Source organism: Streptomyces sp. NPDC002671 (assembly GCF_053592475.1).
Genome location: NZ_JBSFVU010000013.1, coordinates 17,305 through 34,161 on the forward strand (window position 1 = coordinate 17,305; position 16,857 = coordinate 34,161).

At 71.8% G+C, this 16,857-nt stretch carries 12 protein-coding genes; 1 reads left to right on the forward strand and 11 read right to left on the reverse strand.

Going from position 1 to position 16,857, the window contains the following annotated elements; all coding sequences use genetic code 11:
• Window positions 1-34: 34 nt before the first annotated feature.
• From ACWD35_RS21105 to ACWD35_RS21135, 7 genes are all read right to left on the reverse strand, one after another.
• Window positions 35-943, reverse strand: a complete 909-nt coding sequence (locus ACWD35_RS21105) for a sortase (protein ID WP_451352827.1) — start codon at window positions 941-943, stop codon at window positions 35-37.
• A gap of 110 nt (window positions 944-1,053) precedes the next feature.
• Entirely contained in the window at window positions 1,054-3,057 is a 2,004-nt protein-coding gene (locus ACWD35_RS21110) for an Ig-like domain repeat protein (RefSeq protein ID WP_451352828.1), read from the reverse strand.
• A gap of 112 nt (window positions 3,058-3,169) precedes the next feature.
• Window positions 3,170-5,842, reverse strand: coding sequence for a hypothetical protein (locus ACWD35_RS21115; protein WP_451352829.1), 2,673 nt, complete (start codon window positions 5,840-5,842; stop codon window positions 3,170-3,172).
• Complete coding sequence (locus ACWD35_RS21120; protein ID WP_451352830.1) at window positions 5,839-7,545, reverse strand: phosphate ABC transporter substrate-binding protein PstS; 1,707 nt, start codon at window positions 7,543-7,545, stop codon at window positions 5,839-5,841. Before ACWD35_RS21120 ends, ACWD35_RS21115 begins: the two co-directional genes overlap by 4 nt.
• Window positions 7,545-8,843, reverse strand: a complete 1,299-nt coding sequence (pstA, locus tag ACWD35_RS21125) for a phosphate ABC transporter permease PstA (RefSeq protein ID WP_451352831.1) — start codon at window positions 8,841-8,843, stop codon at window positions 7,545-7,547. Before pstA ends, ACWD35_RS21120 begins: the two co-directional genes overlap by 1 nt.
• A gap of 1 nt (window position 8,844) precedes the next feature.
• Window positions 8,845-9,816 (reverse strand): phosphate ABC transporter permease subunit PstC, encoded by a 972-nt coding sequence (pstC, locus tag ACWD35_RS21130; protein ID WP_451352832.1) that lies wholly within the window; start codon window positions 9,814-9,816, stop codon window positions 8,845-8,847.
• 284 nt (window positions 9,817-10,100) lie between these two features.
• Window positions 10,101-10,712: a CGNR zinc finger domain-containing protein gene (locus tag ACWD35_RS21135; protein ID WP_451352833.1), complete on the reverse strand. Its 612-nt coding sequence runs from the start codon at window positions 10,710-10,712 to the stop codon at window positions 10,101-10,103.
• A gap of 79 nt (window positions 10,713-10,791) precedes the next feature.
• Between ACWD35_RS21135 and ACWD35_RS21140 the strand changes: the two genes are divergently transcribed.
• On the forward strand, window positions 10,792-11,577 hold the full coding sequence (locus ACWD35_RS21140) for an MBL fold metallo-hydrolase (protein ID WP_451352834.1): 786 nt from the start codon (window positions 10,792-10,794) through the stop codon (window positions 11,575-11,577).
• A gap of 109 nt (window positions 11,578-11,686) precedes the next feature.
• Here the strand turns inward: ACWD35_RS21140 and ACWD35_RS21145 are convergent, their stop codons facing one another.
• The 4 genes from ACWD35_RS21145 to ACWD35_RS21160 form a co-directional block, all read right to left on the reverse strand.
• Window positions 11,687-11,908 carry a hypothetical protein gene (locus ACWD35_RS21145; protein ID WP_451352835.1) on the reverse strand — a complete coding sequence of 74 codons (222 nt, stop codon included), beginning with the start codon at window positions 11,906-11,908 and terminating at the stop codon, window positions 11,687-11,689.
• Window positions 11,909-11,971: 63 nt separating this feature from the next.
• Window positions 11,972-13,948 carry a zinc ribbon domain-containing protein gene (locus ACWD35_RS21150; protein ID WP_451352836.1) on the reverse strand — a complete coding sequence of 659 codons (1,977 nt, stop codon included), beginning with the start codon at window positions 13,946-13,948 and terminating at the stop codon, window positions 11,972-11,974.
• Window positions 13,949-14,079: 131 nt separating this feature from the next.
• Window positions 14,080-15,231: a restriction endonuclease subunit S gene (locus tag ACWD35_RS21155; protein WP_451352988.1), complete on the reverse strand. Its 1,152-nt coding sequence runs from the start codon at window positions 15,229-15,231 to the stop codon at window positions 14,080-14,082.
• Window position 15,232: 1 nt separating this feature from the next.
• Window positions 15,233-16,840: a class I SAM-dependent DNA methyltransferase gene (locus ACWD35_RS21160; RefSeq protein ID WP_451352837.1), complete on the reverse strand. Its 1,608-nt coding sequence runs from the start codon at window positions 16,838-16,840 to the stop codon at window positions 15,233-15,235.
• Window positions 16,841-16,857 lie beyond the last annotated feature (17 nt).

Here is a 16,857-nt window from a genome sequence, read left to right on the forward strand (position 1 = left end):
TCGGTTCCGGCAGGTTCGGTCCTGGCGGGTTCGGTCACAGCAGGTTCGGGAGCAGTTCGGTCGTGCGGGTGGCCACCTGCAGGCCCAGCACCGTGACGACCGGCGCGAAGACGAGCCAGGTCTGGTGGCGGCCCCAGCGGTGCCAGGTCCACACCGCGGCGACGGCCGTGAGCAGCAGCGCCTGGAGCCACATCACCAGCGGCCACGGCACTCCGGACGGGCGGGCCAGCGGCTCCTCGGACGCGGGCAGGGTGCCGGAGCGGATCACCGCGGCCGGCGTCTGGAACGGCGCGGAGACCAGGTCGGCGTCGACCCGCAGCACCCCGTTCGGCATGAAGTGCGGCCCGCTGGCCGTCACCAGCACCAGGCGGCCCTTGCCGGAGACGAGGGGGGCCGGGGCGGGGTCGCCGGCCCGGCGGACGTCGGTGACCTTGTACTTCGCCTTGCCCTGCCCGGTGGTCACGGTGAGCGTGTCGCCCGCGGCGAGGTCGGCCAGGTGCCCGAACGGGCCACCGTAGGCCGCCGCGCGGCCCATCAGCACGCTGGTGCCGGCCTGGCCGGGCATCGGGGTGTCCCGGCGGTGCCCGGGGCCGTCGGTCAGCACGGAGGAGTCGGTGCCTTCGAGCACGACCTGGGAGAGTCCCACCTGGGGCGCGTCGATGAGCGCCAGCGGCGTGCCGGGCGCCAGCAACTGGCCCTGCTGGTCGGTCTGGGCCACCGGGGCGGTACCCAGGGCGAGTTGGTTGCGCAGCTCGTCGAACGCGGCGTGCTGCGCGCTGTGTTCCTGGATGCCGCTGAGCACCAGCAGCTGGACGGTGATGCCGAGCAGCAGCGCGGCGAGGCTGAGCAGACCGCCGCGGGCCAGATGGCGTACGGCGGTGACGCCGCGCACCCGGACGCCGGGCGCGGCCGGTGCGAGCGCGGTCGGTACGGCGGCGGTCACGGCGGCCCGCCTCCTTCGCTGTTCATAGGGAGTCGTGGAAAGTCCTGGAGGGTCGTACGGCGGCTGCCGGGGGAGGCGGGAGCGTCCCGCCTCCCCCGACGGCCGGTGGATCAGGTGGACTTGATGGTGAAGTTCGCGCCGGTCTTGGCGTTCACCGTCGAGGAGCCGGCGTAGACGGCGTGCAGCGTGTGCGTGCCGCGGGCCAGCTTCGGGAGGGTGATCGTGACGGCGCCCCGGTTCAGCGTGCCCGTGGCGAGGAGCTTGGTGCCCTCGTAGATGCGCACGGTGCCGGTCGGGGTGGTGCCGGCCGCGGTGACCTTGACGCCGACCTTGGCCTGGGCGGTGTGGCTGACCGTGGAGGGCGCGGTGGTGGACAGCGACGCGGTCGCCTTGGTGATCTTCAGGCTGACGGTCGCGTGGGACGTGTAGAGCTTGCCGCTGCCTGCGTAGGACACGGTCAGCGTGTGCGTGGCGACCTTGAGGTGGTTCGACAGGCCGATGGTGACCTTGCCGGAGGCGTCCAGCGTGCCGGTGCCGAGGACCGTGGCGCCCTCCTTCACCGTGACCTTGCCGGCCGGGGCCACGCCGTGCGAGCCGGTGACGACGACGGCCACCTTCGGCACCTTGCCGTACGCGGTGGTCGCCGCGGTCGCCTTGACGGTGCTCGCGTACTTGACCGTGGCCGTCACGGTGCCGGTCGCGCCGGTGCCGTTGAGGTTGGCGCCGGCGACCGTGGCGGTGTAGGTGCCGGCCGCCAGACCCGTGAAGGTGTGCGAGGTGGCGGACGCCGGAACGTCCTTGACGGCCGCCACGGTGCCGTCGGCGCGGGTCAGCCGGACGCGGTAGTCGGTCAGCGCCAGACCGCGGGCGGGCGGGGCCGTCCAGGACAGCTTCAGGCTCGCGTCACCGGGGGCCGCCTTCACTGAGGCGGGGGCGGCGGGCGTGGAGGCGTCGATGCCCGACTCCTCCAGACCGCCCAGCTTGGCGTGCTTGGCCACGCTGACCGAGCCGTTGTACGGCTCGTTCACGAAGCCGAAGCTCGCGATGACCTTCTCGGCGGAGTCGGAGGCCAGCCCGGCCTTGTGGGTGCCGCTGGTGACGAAGACGTCGTAGAGGTCCTTGTCGAAGAAGATGCCGGTCGGGTCGATCGCCCGGGACGGCACGATGTTGTAGACGTCGCGGCCGAAGGTGGCGTTGTCGTAGTAGTCGGTGACCGGGACGACCTGGCCGTTCTCCGTCTTCACCGGGCTGGTGGCAACGGTGGCGCCGGGCAGCACCACGGACGCGAGCCGGGCGCCGTTCGCCACCGCCTGGGTGCTGTAGTCGGGGGCGATGCCGTTGTTCTGGGCGATCCAGCTGCCCACGGAGAACGGGACCAGGGTGTTGTCCTGGTCGAGCGCGGCGTCGGCCTGGTTCTCCTGGACGGTCGGGATGGCCGGGTCGACCGTGCTCTCGTCCAGACCGATCACGTTGAGGAAGAACTTACGGGTGCCGGAGCCCGCCTGCGGGAGCAGCGGGTGCACCACGACACCGTTCAGCTTGTGGTCGGAGCCCGGGATGTACAGCTGGTGCAGCTGGTCCACCGTCAGGTTGTCCAGGCCCGCGCCGCGCACCGCGACACCCACCGCGTCGCGCGCGAACGGGATGTACGTCAGCGCGGTGCCGGAGGTGCTCGGGCCGCTGGAGGAGCGGGCGAAGTCGACCTGGCCCTTGATGGAGACGCCGGTGTCGGGCTTCGGCCAGTTGTCGCCGGTCAGCGCCATCGACAGGGCCTGCTTGCCCTGGGTGGAGCCGTTCGGGCGGGCGAAGGTCGGGCCGCCGGACCGGGTCCGGATGGAGGAGGTGGTGGAGCCGGTCCCGGGCTCGATCGCGTCGTAGGAGGCGATGCCCGCACCGCTCGCCGACTTCACGGCCGTGTCGGCGTAGCTCTTCTTGTTCACCGTGTCACCGGCCAGGGCGTTGAGCACGTCCTGGGTGGTGTCGGAGCCCACGCCGACCAGCTTGCGGAAGGTGCCGGCGGGGGTGGGGTCGGCCTGGGCGGGGCTCGCCAGGGCCAGGCCACCGGCCACCACGGCGGCGGCGACGAGCGCCGCAGTAGAGCGCGTTCTGCGCATCGAAGGTCTCCTGTTGTCAGTGCGGAGGTGTGCGAGGGATCTGGCAGGGTGGTACGGGCCGTCCGCCCCGAGTGCCTGTCGGGGCGGGCGGCCGTCTAGGGGGTGCCGGTGGTCACGGACGCGGTCCGCGCAGCCGTTCCGGCAGGGTGAGGGCCGGGATCACGGTCACCGTGCGGCCCGAGGGCAGGGTCACCCGCAGCGGCAGCCGCAGTCGGCGACCGCCCGCGAAGGGCGCGCCGAGACCGGCGACGGCGCCGAGCGCGGCCCCGGCCGGGACGGCGTACCGCAGCGGGTTCGAGGGGTCGCCGGGCGTCATGCCCGCGGCGGTGGTCTGCACGGCCTTGCCGCCGTCGAACGACGGCTGCGCGTCCGGGGACGCCGAGGCGTCGGGGCTCTGGCCCGTGCCGCCGTCGCCCGACGGTCCGCCGGAGGCCGTGCCGCCCGAACCGGCGCCGCCGGTGCTTCCGCCGGAGCCGCCGCCGGAGGTGCTGCCCGCGTCGCCGTCGTCCCCGGCGGGACCCGGGCCGGTGTAGTGCAGCAGGGCGTCGGCGGCCTTCAGCGCGCGCTCGCGCAGGCCGGCGGAGAGCGGGGCGTAGCCCACCGGGAGCCGGCCCGGGTCGGTGCCGGGCACCTGGCCCGCGCCGGCCGCGTACTTCAGCAGTGCCGCGTAGTCCGCGCGGGCGTTCGGCTTCAGCGACCCGGGCCGGGCTGCGGCCCACACCAGCTGGGCGAGCGGGTAGGCGCCCTTCGCCGTGGCGTTCGCCGGGGTGATCTCGGCGACGTCCTTGCCGCCGGCGCTCTTCGCGGCCTCGGTCAGCGCCGCCTCGGTGGGGGCGACGAACTTGCCCGCCGCGTTGCGCAGCTGGGCCGTCTGGAGGTTGTAGCGGGCGGCTGAGGCCGCGTCGGTGACCGTGATGACGAACCGGGAGCCGACGATCTGCGGGCCGGGGGACTTGTAGGCGGGCGGGTTGCCCAGCTCGTCCCAGATCGACTTCCACAGGTTGTCGGCGCGCCGGGTGTGCAGGGCGCCGCTGTGCATGTCCTCGACGTACGGGTGGAAGTCACCCATGCACTGCAGGGCTTCCTTGGGGGCGCCGGTGCCCGGCAGGACCGTGCACCAGGGGTCGGACTTCGGGAAGTCGTCGGTGTGCGCCGGGTCGAAGGTGTTACCGGTGGCGCTCCACTCCGGGTTGGTGCTGTAGTACGGGTTCACCATCATGCCGTTGTCGGAGACCCCGGAGAGGAACTGCCGGGCCTCCTTGTCGCCCATGATCCACTGCCACAGCGCGCGGGCGGTGTCCGTGTGGTCGAGCGAGGTCATGAGGTCGGTGTCGGTGGCCGGGGTCTCGGCGACCGACAGATGCGCGAACTCGGGGTTGAGCGCGATGAACTCGGGGTCGGTCGCGAGGCCGGCCGGGTTGTTCTTCACCCAGTCGTACCCCTTGGCCACCTTGTCGCCGAGCACCGCGCCCCAGGGCGAGTTGCGGTACGACTCCGTGAGCAGCTTCGCCACCAGGCGCGGGGTGAGCTTGATCGACTCGACCTTGGTGCCGGCGCGCTTGCGGATGTCGTCCGGGGCGTCGGCCATGGGCCTGCGCTCGATGGTGAACGCGATGACGGCACCGGACAGGGCGACCGGCGCGTACGTCGTCGTGCCCGAGGGAGCCGTCGTGCCGTCGTCGGCGCCCAGCGCGCGGGTGGTGAAGGCGAGCCCCGAGGAACCGTCCGCGGCGAGCTGGGAGCGGGTGTCCGGCTCGCCCTGTTGCGTGTAGCCGAAGACCTTGCCGGTCGGGCACAGCGCGGCCTGCCAGCTGGTCATGGCGTCCGCGGCGAGTTCGCTGCCGGTGGTGGGGCGCTCCTTGGCGCCCAGGGCGCAGCTGGAGCCGACCGGGTTGAAGTGCAGCGGGATCGCGATGCGGTTCTTCCAGTTGGTGGAGGAGACCGGGGAGCCCGCGTTGACCTGGCTGTGGTCGGCGTACGGCGCGCCGTCCAGGTCGAGGTGGCCCTGCGGGACGATCACCAGCCAGCAGGAGCGGGGCTTGGCCGTGCCACCCGCCTTGACGAGGGCGCCGCAGCCCAGGTGCGGGGCTTCGAGCGCGGTCTGCGTCTCGAAGTACTCCTCCCCGTTGCCGCCGTCGCCGGTGCGGGCGAAGTCGACCTCGTTGGTGGTGTTGCGGTTGAAGAAGGGGTTGTTCTGGGTGCCGGTGGTGATCACCGTGCCGTCCACCGCGCGGAACGGCACATCGGCCGGGGCGTTGGGGTTGTCGGCGCCGTAGCGGTCGTCCTGGCCGTAGTTGGTGGGCTCGGCGCTGTAGAAGACCTGGCGGGTGTCGTCCATCCCGGTGCCGGGCCAGCTGCTGCGGTTGGTGGTCGGGGAGGCGCCGTACTCGCACTGGGTGCGCGGCGGGCCGGGGTTGCCGGGGACGGAGTGGTCGTCGTCGCCCCAGCACTGCATGATCTGCACGAAGTCGGTGTTGAACAGCGTGCCCGCGAACGTGGTCGGGGTGCCGCCGGTCCAGGAGACCTTGATCGCCTGGCTGGTGAGGTGGGTGGTCTGGCCGACCGTGAACTTCATGTTCTTGAACTCGCCGCGCCCGGAGACGGTGACGGCGGAGCCGCTGCCGTCGGACGACGCGGACCGCGCCGCGGGTGCGGCCGTGGCCGCCGGGGCGGCCTGGGCCACGGCCAGCCCGGCCAGGGCGCCGACGGCGGCGCCGGCGACCACGCGGGCGAGGGCGCGCCGGACGCGGGTGCGGGTACGGCCGGGAGTGCGCTGCGGAGTCACTCCGAACTCCCCTCGGTGGAACGGCCGTTGGCGCGGTCGAGCCCGGAGCGGGAGCCGACCAGGCGGGACACCGTGGAGGGCAGCAGGAGCAGGCCGAGGACCAGGACGACGGCGAGCAGCATCAGCGTCTGGGTGCTGGTCCAGCCGTGCCCGGCGGCGACGGCGACCGGCTGGGCGAGGGCGACGGTCCCGTCGGCCGCGGTCCCACCGGCACCGCCACTGGCACCGGCGGTGCCGCCGCCGCTGCCGGTGCCGCCACTGGCACCACCGGCGGCCGAGCCGCCGCCCGGTGCGAGGGTCTGGCCCGTGTCGGGGTCCACGACCGGCCCGCCGGCACCCCCGGACGCCGCGCCGCCACCGGCCGCGTCACCGCCCGAGGCGCCGCCCGAACTGCCGCCGCTGCCACCGGACTTGGCGCCGCCACTGCCCGTGGTGCAGGGCGGGGCACCCTTCTTGTCGCACTCCGCAGGGTAGGGAGCGGTCTCGGCGAGCCGGTTGTGCCCGGAGGGGGTGAACGTCGGGTTGTTGCAGCGCCGGATGTCGATGTTCTGTGCCGACACGCCCGGGATCCGGCGGATCTGCTGGAAGCCGGCCTTGACCAGGTTGATCGGCAGCGGCGAGTAGCCGAGCTTGGGTGCCTGCTGCTGGCCCTGGCACATGAAGTAGTAGGCGAACGCGCCCAGCGTCCTGCCCTTGACCTTCGTGAACGTGCCCTGCACGGTCAGCGGCAGAATCATGTACGAGTAGCTGGACAGCGGGTAGTTGCGCTTGTCGGTGTCGTTGTAGACGCCGTCGAGCTGCTGGGTGAGGTAGTCCGGAGAGCTCTTGTCCGTGTTGATCCGGGCCTTGAGCAGCGAGACCGCGACGTTCTGCGGGGTCGGCTCGGTGTAGTAGCCGGCGTGGTTGAGGACCTTGGCGACCGGGTAGTGCGCGTGGAGCGCGTACGAGTAGTTGACGTAACCGATCGCGCCCTCACCGTAGTTCTGCGCGACGTAACCCGCGACGCCGAGGTCACCGGACTGCGCGATCATGCCGGGGACGGTCGGGTAGTACGAGGTCTGCCCGCAGGCGCCCGAGCGGCCGACCTTGTGGCAGTACGCCTGCCACAACGCCTTGTGCTGGTTGGCCATCCACAGCGTGAACTGGGCGGTGGAGCCGGAGCCGTCGGAGCGGACGACCGGGACGACGGGGCGGTGCGGCAGCATCAGACCCGGGTTGTCGGCCCGGATCGCCGGGTCGTCCCAGGTCTTGATGACCCCGGTGAAGATCTTCGTGACGACGTCCCCGGACAGGCGCAGGTTGGTGACCCGCCGGCCGTTGACCGTCAGGTGGTACATGAAGACGGTGCCGCCGGCCACGATCGGCATGTACGCGTAGGACCCGGGGGCCGGGCGCTCGGCGGCGGAGCCGTCGGTCGGGTGCGTCTGGAAGGGGATGTCCGAGACCGCGAAGTCCACGGTGCCGCTGAGGAACTGGCGGCGGCCGTCGGAGGAGCCGTTGCCGGCGTAGCTGATCCGCATGCCGTACTGGTTGACGCCGCGGCGCCACTCGTCGACGGCGTTCTCGGCCCAGGTGGAGCCGGCACCGGCGATGGGCGTGTAGCTGTCGGCGGCGGCAGGCGCGGAGGCCGTACCGGCGAGGATGCTGAGCAGCGCGGCGAGGATGCCCAGGCTGCGCAGGCGTCTGGTGAGATGGCTGAGCATCAGAGGGTGTCTCCGTCGGCTGCGGTTTCGGTGGTGTCCGGTACGGGGGTGGTGTCCGGCCGCGGGGCATCGGCGGGCTCGGCGGGCTCGGGGCCGAAGAGGCTGAGCTTCGGCCCGTGCAGCTCCGCGAAGCGCTCCACGTCCTTGCGGGAGGCGCGCTGCGCCCTGCGGGCCTGGCGCTTGTTCTGGTGGCCCGGGCCCCGGCCGCCGATGACACGGGCGATCGCGAACAGCACCAGCACCTGCGCCATCAGCACCGAAGCCGCGCCGAAACCGCGGGCGATCATCGTCGGCTCGGGCGACTTGACGAAGTTGAAGACGGCGAGCGGCAGGGACACCATCGGGCCGCTCGTCGGGTCCGCGTTGAGCGCGGCCGTGAATCCGGCCGTCAGCAGCACGGGGGAGGTCTCGCCGATGCCGCGTGCGGTGCCGAGGATGACGGCGGTGGCGAGGCCGGAGCGCGCGGTGGGCAGCACCACGTGCCACACGGTCCGCCAGCGCGGCGCGCCGAGGGCCTCGGCCGCCTCCGTCAGCGTGCCCGGTACGAGCCGCAGTACGACGTCCGACGCCCGGATCACGATCGGGAGCATCATCACGCTGATCGCGAACCCGGCCGCGAGCCCGGACTTCTCCATGCCGAGGTTGAGGATCCAGACGGCGTACACCATCAGGCCGGCCACGATCGACGGCAGCGCGGTCATCGCCTCGACGATGGTGCGCACGAAGCGGGAGAAGCGCCCGGGGATCTGGTTCAGGTACACCGCGCAGGCCAGGCCCAGCGGGACCGTGATCACCAGGGCGATGGTGATCATGATGAGGGTGCCGAGCATGGCGTGCGCGATGCCGCCGTTGCTGAGCGGGTCGAGGGGGCCCGCGGCCTGCATGTCCTGGGTGAAGAAGTTCCAGTGCGGCAGCGCCTCCCGGCCGCGCCAGGCGGTGAAGCCGACGACCATGAAGAGCCCGGTGAACAGCAGCGTGGCCGCGCTCCACAGCACGACGGTCATCACCCGGTCGCGTACCGCCTGCCCGTTCTCCTCCAGGCCGGTGAGCACGGCGTAGATGAGGAGGAAGGCGAGGTACGCCGTGACCGTGAAGCCCAACGCGCCGGAGAAGGCGGCGAGTTGGCCGAACAGCAACACGGCGGTGCAGTACCCGGAGGCGGCGGCGCCGGTCAGGGACAGCACGCCGGAGCGGGTGAGTCCGCCGATGCGGCGAGGCACGTCGGGCAGTTCACTGACGGCTGGGGCGGGGACGGCCTCGACGGCCTGTTCCACCACGGTGTCTTCCACGACGGTCATCTCATGCCTCGCTCTGCGCGCCGGACCGGGAGCGGGCCACGATGGAGGAGGCGGTGAAGTTGACCGCCAGGGTGAGCACGAACAGCGCCAGGCCCGCCGCCATCAGCGCCGACATACCGAAGGTGGAGGCGTCGCCGTAGTGCAGGGCGATCAGCGAGGACACCGAGTTCGAGCCGGTCTGCAGGACGTGCCACTGGATGCTGAACACCGGCGAGATGATCAGGTAGACGGCGATGGTCTCGCCGAGCGCCCGCCCGAGCCCCAGCATGGTGCCGCCGATGATCCCGCCCATGCCGTAGGGCAGGACGACCGCGCGGATCATCCCCCAGCGGGTCGCGCCGAGCGCGTACGCGCCCTCCCGTTCACCGGCCGGGGCCTGCGCGAACACCTCGCGCATCACCGAGCACTGGATCGGCGCGACCATCAGGGCGACGACGATCCCGGCGACGAAGGTGGAGGCGGTGAAGACGCTGTCGGAGGCCAGCGGCTCCCCGGCCTGCGTGCCGTCCACATGGAACAGCGGGATCCACCCGAGCCAGTCGTTCAGCCAGCGCGACAGGCCGATCACGTGCTGCTGGAGGAAGAACAGCCCCCACAGCCCGTACACCACGGAGGGTACGGCCGCCATCAGGTCGACCATGGCCACGAGGGTCTGCCGCAGCGGACGCGGGGCCACATCGGTGATGAACAGCGCGGTACCCACGGCCAGCGGTACGGAGATCGTCACGGCGACTGCTGCGATGAGCAGGGTGCCGGTGAGGACGGCGGCGATGCCGAACTGGTGGACGTCCGGCTGCCATTCGGTGGTCGTGAGGAACGCGAACCCTCGTGCCCGTAGCGCCTGTCCCGCTCTGAGCAGCAGAAACAGGCCAACCGCGGCCATGATGGCGAGGACAGTGACGCCGGTGGCGGTCAACTGCCAGCGGAAGATCCGGTCCCCGATGCCGCGGGTGGCGTACGCCTTGCGGGGCAAAGGTTGTTCGGGTCTTTCCGGTTCTTCGGATCTGCTGGGTTCCGCTCTGCCGGATCCCTCTACCGCGGACACCAAGTGTGGCCCCCTCATGCCTGCGACATGCGGCAACTTGCAGCGACATGTGCGGGAACGACCGTTCCCATGCGGGGAGAGTCAATGGCTGGTTGTTTTCGGATCGCCACGACACAGGAGGACCACCGGTGAACGGTTCATGTCATTTCAGGGCTTAAGGGTGCTTGTATCCGCCACGCTTCGGTGCTCCGGCTCTCCGTGCGGGCGGTGCGTCAACTCTCCGTACGGGCGGTGCGGCGGGCGTAGGCGCGGGCCGCGCGGGCGCGGTCGCCGCAGCGGGTGGAGCACCAGTGGCGGCGGCCGTGGCGCAGCAGGTAGCGGTTGCAGGGGCTGGATCCGCAGGCGGTGAGGCGGTCGGCGTCGGCGCCGGTGAGCAGGTCGGCGGCGTCGGCAGCGAGGGCCGCCAGGGCGTGCTCCATGATCTGGGCCGTCGGGTGGGCGGCCTCCCGGTACAGGCCCCGGTCGGGGTGCCAGTGGAGCAGCGAGGCCGCGGGCGCGCGGGTGAGCGCGTCGTTGACGGCGTCCAGGGCGCTCTTCGGGGCCGGGAGGTTCTCGACCCGGGCGGACAGCAGCGCGCGGATCTGCTCGCGCAGGGCGCGCAGCTGGGACGCGCAGGTCTCGCGCAGGCCGGCGTCCTCGGGGGCGAGCCCGTGCTCCGTGAGCCAGCGGTTCGCGGCGGCGGGTGTGCCGAGCAGGTCGAGCCTCTGGCCGCTGGCCAGGGCGGGGGCGCTGTTGGCGAGGTCGAGGGCGGGATGCTGCTCCGCGCCCGGCGCCGGGGCGAGTTCGGCGGCCGTGCTCCCGTTGCTCCCATTCATGAATCTCATGGTACGCCTTGCGCCCATCCGTGAGAACGGTCTACTGTCTCTCACGGATAGACGCCACTACATCCGTGAGGTGTTCGTCATGACTTCTGTTGCTCCCGACTTTGACGCGTCCCGCGAGCGCATACCGGTCCGCGTCTTCGGCGGCCCGACCGCCCTGATCGAGTACGGCGGTGTGCGCCTCCTCACCGACCCCACCTTCGACGACCCGGGCGACTACGCGCGGGGTGACGGCCGGTCCCTCACCAAGACCGCGCCGCCCCGCACGCCGCTGGCCGACCTCGGCCCGGTCGACGTCGTCCTGCTCTCCCACGACGAGCACCCCGACAACCTCGACACCTCCGGCCGTGCCCTGCTCGCCGACGTGCCGCGCACCTTCACCACCACCGGCGGCGCGGTCCGCCTCGGCGGCACCGCCGAGGGCCTCGCGCCCTGGCAGTCCGTGGAGCTGACCCGCCCCGACGGCGGCACCCTCACCGTCACCGGCGCGCCCGCCCTGCACGGCCCCGAGGGCGCCGAGGCGGTCACCGGCCAGGTCATCGGCTTCGTCCTCACCTCGCCCGACCTGCCCACGGTCTACGTCAGCGGTGACAACGCCTCCCTGGACCTGGTGCGCGAGGTCGCCGACCGGTTCGGCCCGGTCGACACCGCCGTGCTGTTCGCCGGGGCGCCCCGCATCGCGGAGATCTTCGACAGCGCCCTGCTCGTCCTGGACTCCGCCCAGGCCGCCACCGCCGCCGAGATCCTGGGCGCCCACCGGGTCGTGCCGGTCCACTGCGACAGCTGGGGGCACTTCACCGAGAGCCGGGAGGACGTGGTGAAGGCGTTCACGGCGGCCGGCCTCGCGGACCGCCTCCAGCTGGACTGACCCGGCCGCCGGGGCCTAATTCGCCCGCGGCGCCCACTCCTGCGCGAAGGTCTCCATCCGATGTCCGCGAGGGGGCGCCTCGCTTCAGCGGGGTGGGGAATCGCTTCTCTCAACTGCTGTGACCTCGGCTTTTGGTACGGATCTGCACCGTCTGCACCGGCCACGTCGAGAGTTCACTGGGGTTCAACCGCTCGATCGCCGCCCGGAGTTCGTCGTGCAGGACCAGGTCGTCCCAGCCCGCGCGTCGGCCGCTGCCGGGGGCGGTGTCCTCGCCGCGCAGCTCCGTCCAGCCGAGCCCGGCGAGCTGTTGCAACGCGAGCCGCTCCCACACGGACTCGGTCAGCTTCCCCCGGCACCGTCATCCCACCACGTCCCCCACGCGCAGCGTCTCTGATCAGCTAAGCGATCCCATGCAAGACAGAGTGTCTGGCATGGGTGGTGCCCACCGTGGCGGGGTGGCGTGGGCGTGCAGGTGGAATCCTGCACCCAGTGCCGCTCCTCGTGGCAGGTGTCGGCCGGTGGTGGGTGTGCTGATCGTCGTCACGCCCTGGTGCCGGTGGGCTGCGCGGGGCAGCCTCATCCGGCCCGTGTGAGCGTGTCCCTCCGGACGCTGTCCCGCCGAACCTGTGGGTCTGGTGGGGGAGGGTGCCCTGCGTCGCCTGGGCGCGGGGCGTGTTGTCTGTCGCCGAGTGGGGCCGGTCTTGGACCGGTCCTTCCGGCTGGTCTTCGTGGCCGGGGTGACCACGGCTTGAGTTTCGAGCTTGTCCGCCACCGAGCGGATGACCATGGTGCCGGTGGCGCGGTCGGTCACGGTCTTGGTCTGGTGGGCCAGGCCACGCGCGGCGATGCGCTGCCAGGCCCCCATGTCGCGGTCGCCTTGCCAGCCACACTCTGGATTCGGGCAGACGGCCCATTTCCAGCCGTGTGTGGTGGGCCGGTCGGGGGCCTTGCGGTGGCGCAGCGGGACGAGACAGTGGGGGCAGTGCCGGGAGGTGTCGCAGGCGGGGACGGTGACGACGGCGATGCCCGCCTCGGCGGCCAGGTGCCGCATCCGGTCCACGATCTGCCCGCGTACCTGCTGGGACAGGCGGGTGTTGAGGGTGCGGCCCATGCCCCGGGCTTCCATCGAGCGGAGGTCCTCGACGTAGATCACGGTCGCACGGGCAGTGATGGCCTGACCGACCGTCCAGCGTGCGGCGGACCAGGCGAGGGCGTCGTTGAGGTGGGAGCGGCGGTTGGAGACGTGCCGGAGCTCCTCGGCGAGCACCTGCTGTTGGACCGTCAGCGGATGCGTGTCGTTTCCGGCGATGAGGCGTTCGTAGTGGCCGGCCTTGGTATGCAGGTGCTCGCTCTCGCGGCGCAGCCGGTGCTGTCTGGCCAGCACACCAGAGGCGCGGAACATCCCACCTGCGCCGAGAGCGGTGATCTTCCCGTCGTCGTGCAGGCGGACCGCGCCCGCGCTGAGCAGGGTGTTCAGCCCCCAGTCCACGCCGAGGGCGATGGTGTGGCCACTGCGCCGGGCCATGGGCACGGCGTGGGTGTAGGCGAGGTCGGCCCTCACCCGGCCCTGGTGGATGCGCAGGGTAGGCAGGTGCAGTACCGCGCCGGGCGGGACGGTCGGCGGCAGCTTGATGGGGCAGGCCACCCACATCCAGTCGCCGTATGAGCGCGGGCCGGGGCGCGTAGGCAGCTGCAACTGCAGCAGCGCCCGGCCCGGATCATCACCACGCGCGATCGACGCCTGCTGCCCGTCACAAGCCGACAGCAGCAGCATCCGCGCCGTGCGGGGTGCGGCCTCCAGCTCGAACACATCGACCGGCAACCGGCCGTGCTTCGTGACGAAGGCGGCGATCTGCCGGGTCCGGGACCTGACCACGCTGGACGGCAGATCCCGGCCGCCGGGGACGGCCTCACGGACGGCATCCCACTCGGCCGGGGTGCGCCTGCCCGCATCGGCGGGCCACGCCGCGAGAATCCCGGCGGTCAGGTCGGCCCGCCACTTCGCCGACCGCAGCGTGCGCCCGGCGGTCTCCTGGGCCATGCGCACGATCCGGTCATTGACGCGGATGCCCTCGGCCGCGCCGACGGTCCAGCCCAGGCGTCGCAGCGCCATCCACGCGTTCGACGGCAGCGCACGGCCTACCGCGTCCACACCGGAGGCGAGCGTGCTCACGTCGGTGGCGTTCCAGTGCGCGGCCAGCAGATCAGCGACCATGCCGGACACCAGATCCGCCGCCCAGCCCATGCGCTGGGCCGGCACCGCGGCCGACAGCACCTCGCCCGACTGCTCCACCACCCCCGTCCGCAGCAGACCACGGGCACAGGCGGTGCGGGCCACCTCGCCCTCACCCAACGGCAGTCTCCGGCTCACCGGCACCCCCTCGCCTCGCTGCCACGTGGTGCTGTCATTCGATCAACGACACTCCCGCGAAAAGGTCACGCATTCGATCTACGCACTCATATACGACACCGACACCCGGCATGAGGCCGAACGACGACACATCACCAGGGATCCCGAAGGGAACACGTGAGCCTGCCGGAGATCAACTGGGGCAGCAAGGTGTCGCGGAACGCGACGAGCGAGCGGGACTCGGCCGCGGCGGCCACGATCCGGTCGTGCAGCGGCTGGGCCGCCGCCGCGAAGGAGGCGACCGCGTCCGGGCCGGGCACCCGCACGGCCAGCGTGGCCAGGTCCCGCTTGTTCAGATGGGCCACGGTCGTGCCCGTCTTGTAGTTCTCGACCTTGGCCAGCGGCCCGCGCAGGGCCTCCCGGCACAGCACGGAACCCCCGCCGACCAGGGACTTCGCATGCAGCACCCGCTGGTTGAGCAGGGCCGGTTCGCCCAGCCAGAAGGTGGGGCGGAACTCCGCGTCCATGCCGGCCACGGTCTCCCCGGGCGCCACGACCAGCTCCTTGTCCAGCCGCTGGGTGGTCCAGATCTGCGGGCGGAACGTCTTCAGGTCGCGGATGCGCAGCAACGGCCGCCCGAGCCCGTCGGAGTTGAACTCCGCCGACGCGAACGGCGCCCCGAACGTGAGCTCCAGCGCCTCGAACAGCGGCAGTTCGCGGGCGCCCGGCTCCGACAAGGCGGACCGGTAGAGGAGTTGGAGCAGCTCGTCGGCGGACTCCGTGATCCGGGCGTTGGCGTCGATCTTGTCGTCCAGCGCCCCGAGGACCGCCGCGACGGCCCGCTGCTCCCGCAGCGAGGGGAGCGGCACGGGAAGCCCGCGCAGTTCGCTGCCCCGGATGCCCGCCGCGGCCACCTGGTGGATGATCGTCTCCATGCTGCTGCGCCCGGCGGGGGAGCGGAAGTAGTAGTAGTAGAACCGCGGATCGGCCAGCGACTCCTTGATCCGGGCGCGGATCAGATGGCTCTCCCAGGTGCGCGGGCCACTGCCCGGCCCCACGTACACGCAGTGCCCGGCGCCCTCGTACTTCAGGGACTGGCGGACGAACAGCAGATCGCCCTCCTGGAGCAGGAACCGCTCCTTCTCCTTCTCGGTCAGGGGCGCCAGTTCGCACTCCTGGTCCGTGATCACGTCGTACGCGAAGGCCTCGCCCATGTTGACCATGGGGATGCCGGAGCCGCGCAGCTTGGTCGGGTAGCTGACCCCGTTGCGCAGCGGCTCGCTCAGCAGGTCCCCGAACGGCACCTCACGCAAGGGTGGTCACCCCGCTCAGCCGCTCGCGCAGTACGGCGTCCAGCCGCGCGGACTCGTCGAGCCGGTCGAACAGCTGCTTGGTCATCCGCGCGACGCGCTGGTCGAGGGGCTCGGCGTCCGGGTCCTCGGCGGCTTCGGCGGTGCCGACGTACCGGCCCGGGGTGAGCACGTGGTCGTGCCGGGCGATCTCCTCCAGCGTGGCGCTGTAGCAGAAACCGGGCACGTCCTCGTACGAAAGGCCCTTCTCCTTCGCGGACTTGGTGCCACGCCAGGCGTGGTAGGCGTCGGAGATGCGCTCCAGGTCCGCGTCCGTGAAGACGCGCTCCGTGCGGTCGACCATCGTGCCGACCGACCGCGCGTCGATGAAGAGCACCTCCCCGCGCCGGTCCTCCAGCGCCTTCGCGCCCTGCGAGGTCTTGTCCCTGGTGAGGAACCACAGGCAGGCCGGGATCGCCGTCGTGCGGAACAGGTTGCCGGGCAGGGCGACCATGCAGGCGACCAGGTCGGCGTCGACCAGCGCGGCGCGGATGTCGCCCTCGCCGTTCTGCTGCGAGGTCAGCGTGCCGTTGGACAGCACCACGCCCGCCGAGCCGCGGTCGCCCAGCTTGGACACGATGTGCTGGAGCCAGGCGAAGTTGGCGTTCGACTGGGGCGGGACGCCGTACTTCCAGCGCGGGTCGTCCGCCCTGCGCATCCAGTCGGACATGTTGAACGGCGGGTTCGCCATCACGAAGTCGGCCTGGAGATCGGGCAGTTTGTCCTCGGCGAAGGTGTCGGCCCAGCGCTCGCCGACGCCCTTGGGGTCCATGCCGTGGATGGCGAGGTTCATCTTCGCCAGCCGCCAGGTGCGCTCGTTGGCCTCCTGGCCGTAGACCGCGATGTCGTGGCTGTGGTCCCGGCCGCGCCGCTCGGCGACGAACTTGCCGGACTGCACGAACATGCCCCCGGAACCGCAGGCCGGGTCGTACACCCGGCCCTCGTACGGCTCCAGCACCTCCACGATCAGCCGGACCACGCTCGCGGGAGTGTAGAACTCGCCGGCCCGCTTGCCCTCGGCGCGCGCGAAGCGCTCCAGGAAGTACTCGTACGTCTCGCCGAGCACGTCCTGCGCCGGGCGGTCGCCGTGCCCGGTGAAGCGGGCGTCGCCGATCAGGTCGACCAGTTCCTTCAGACGGTGCTGGTCGACGTTGTCCCGGTTGAAGATCTTCGGCAGGACACCGGTGAGGGCCTTGTTGGCCCGCATCACCTCGTCCATGGCGTCGTCCAGCAGCAGACCGATGCCGCCGTCCGCGCCGGCCGCGCGCTCGGCGATGTGCTCCCAGCGCGCGGTCGGCGGCACCCAGAACACGTCCTTACGGGTGTACTGGTCCGGTGTCTCCGCCAGCTCGGGGTCGGCGGCCAGCTCGGCCCGGCGCTCGGCGAACGCGTCGGACACGTACTTCAGGAAGACCAGGCCGAGCGCGAACTCCTTGTACTGTGCCGCGTCCACGGAACCGCGGAGCTTGTCCGCCGCCTTCCACAGGATGTCCTGGATCTCCTTGGTGCTGGAGACATCGGGCAGCCCGGCCTGGCCGGGGGTGGCTCGCTTGCGCGGGGGCATCGGTTCCTCTTCGTGGG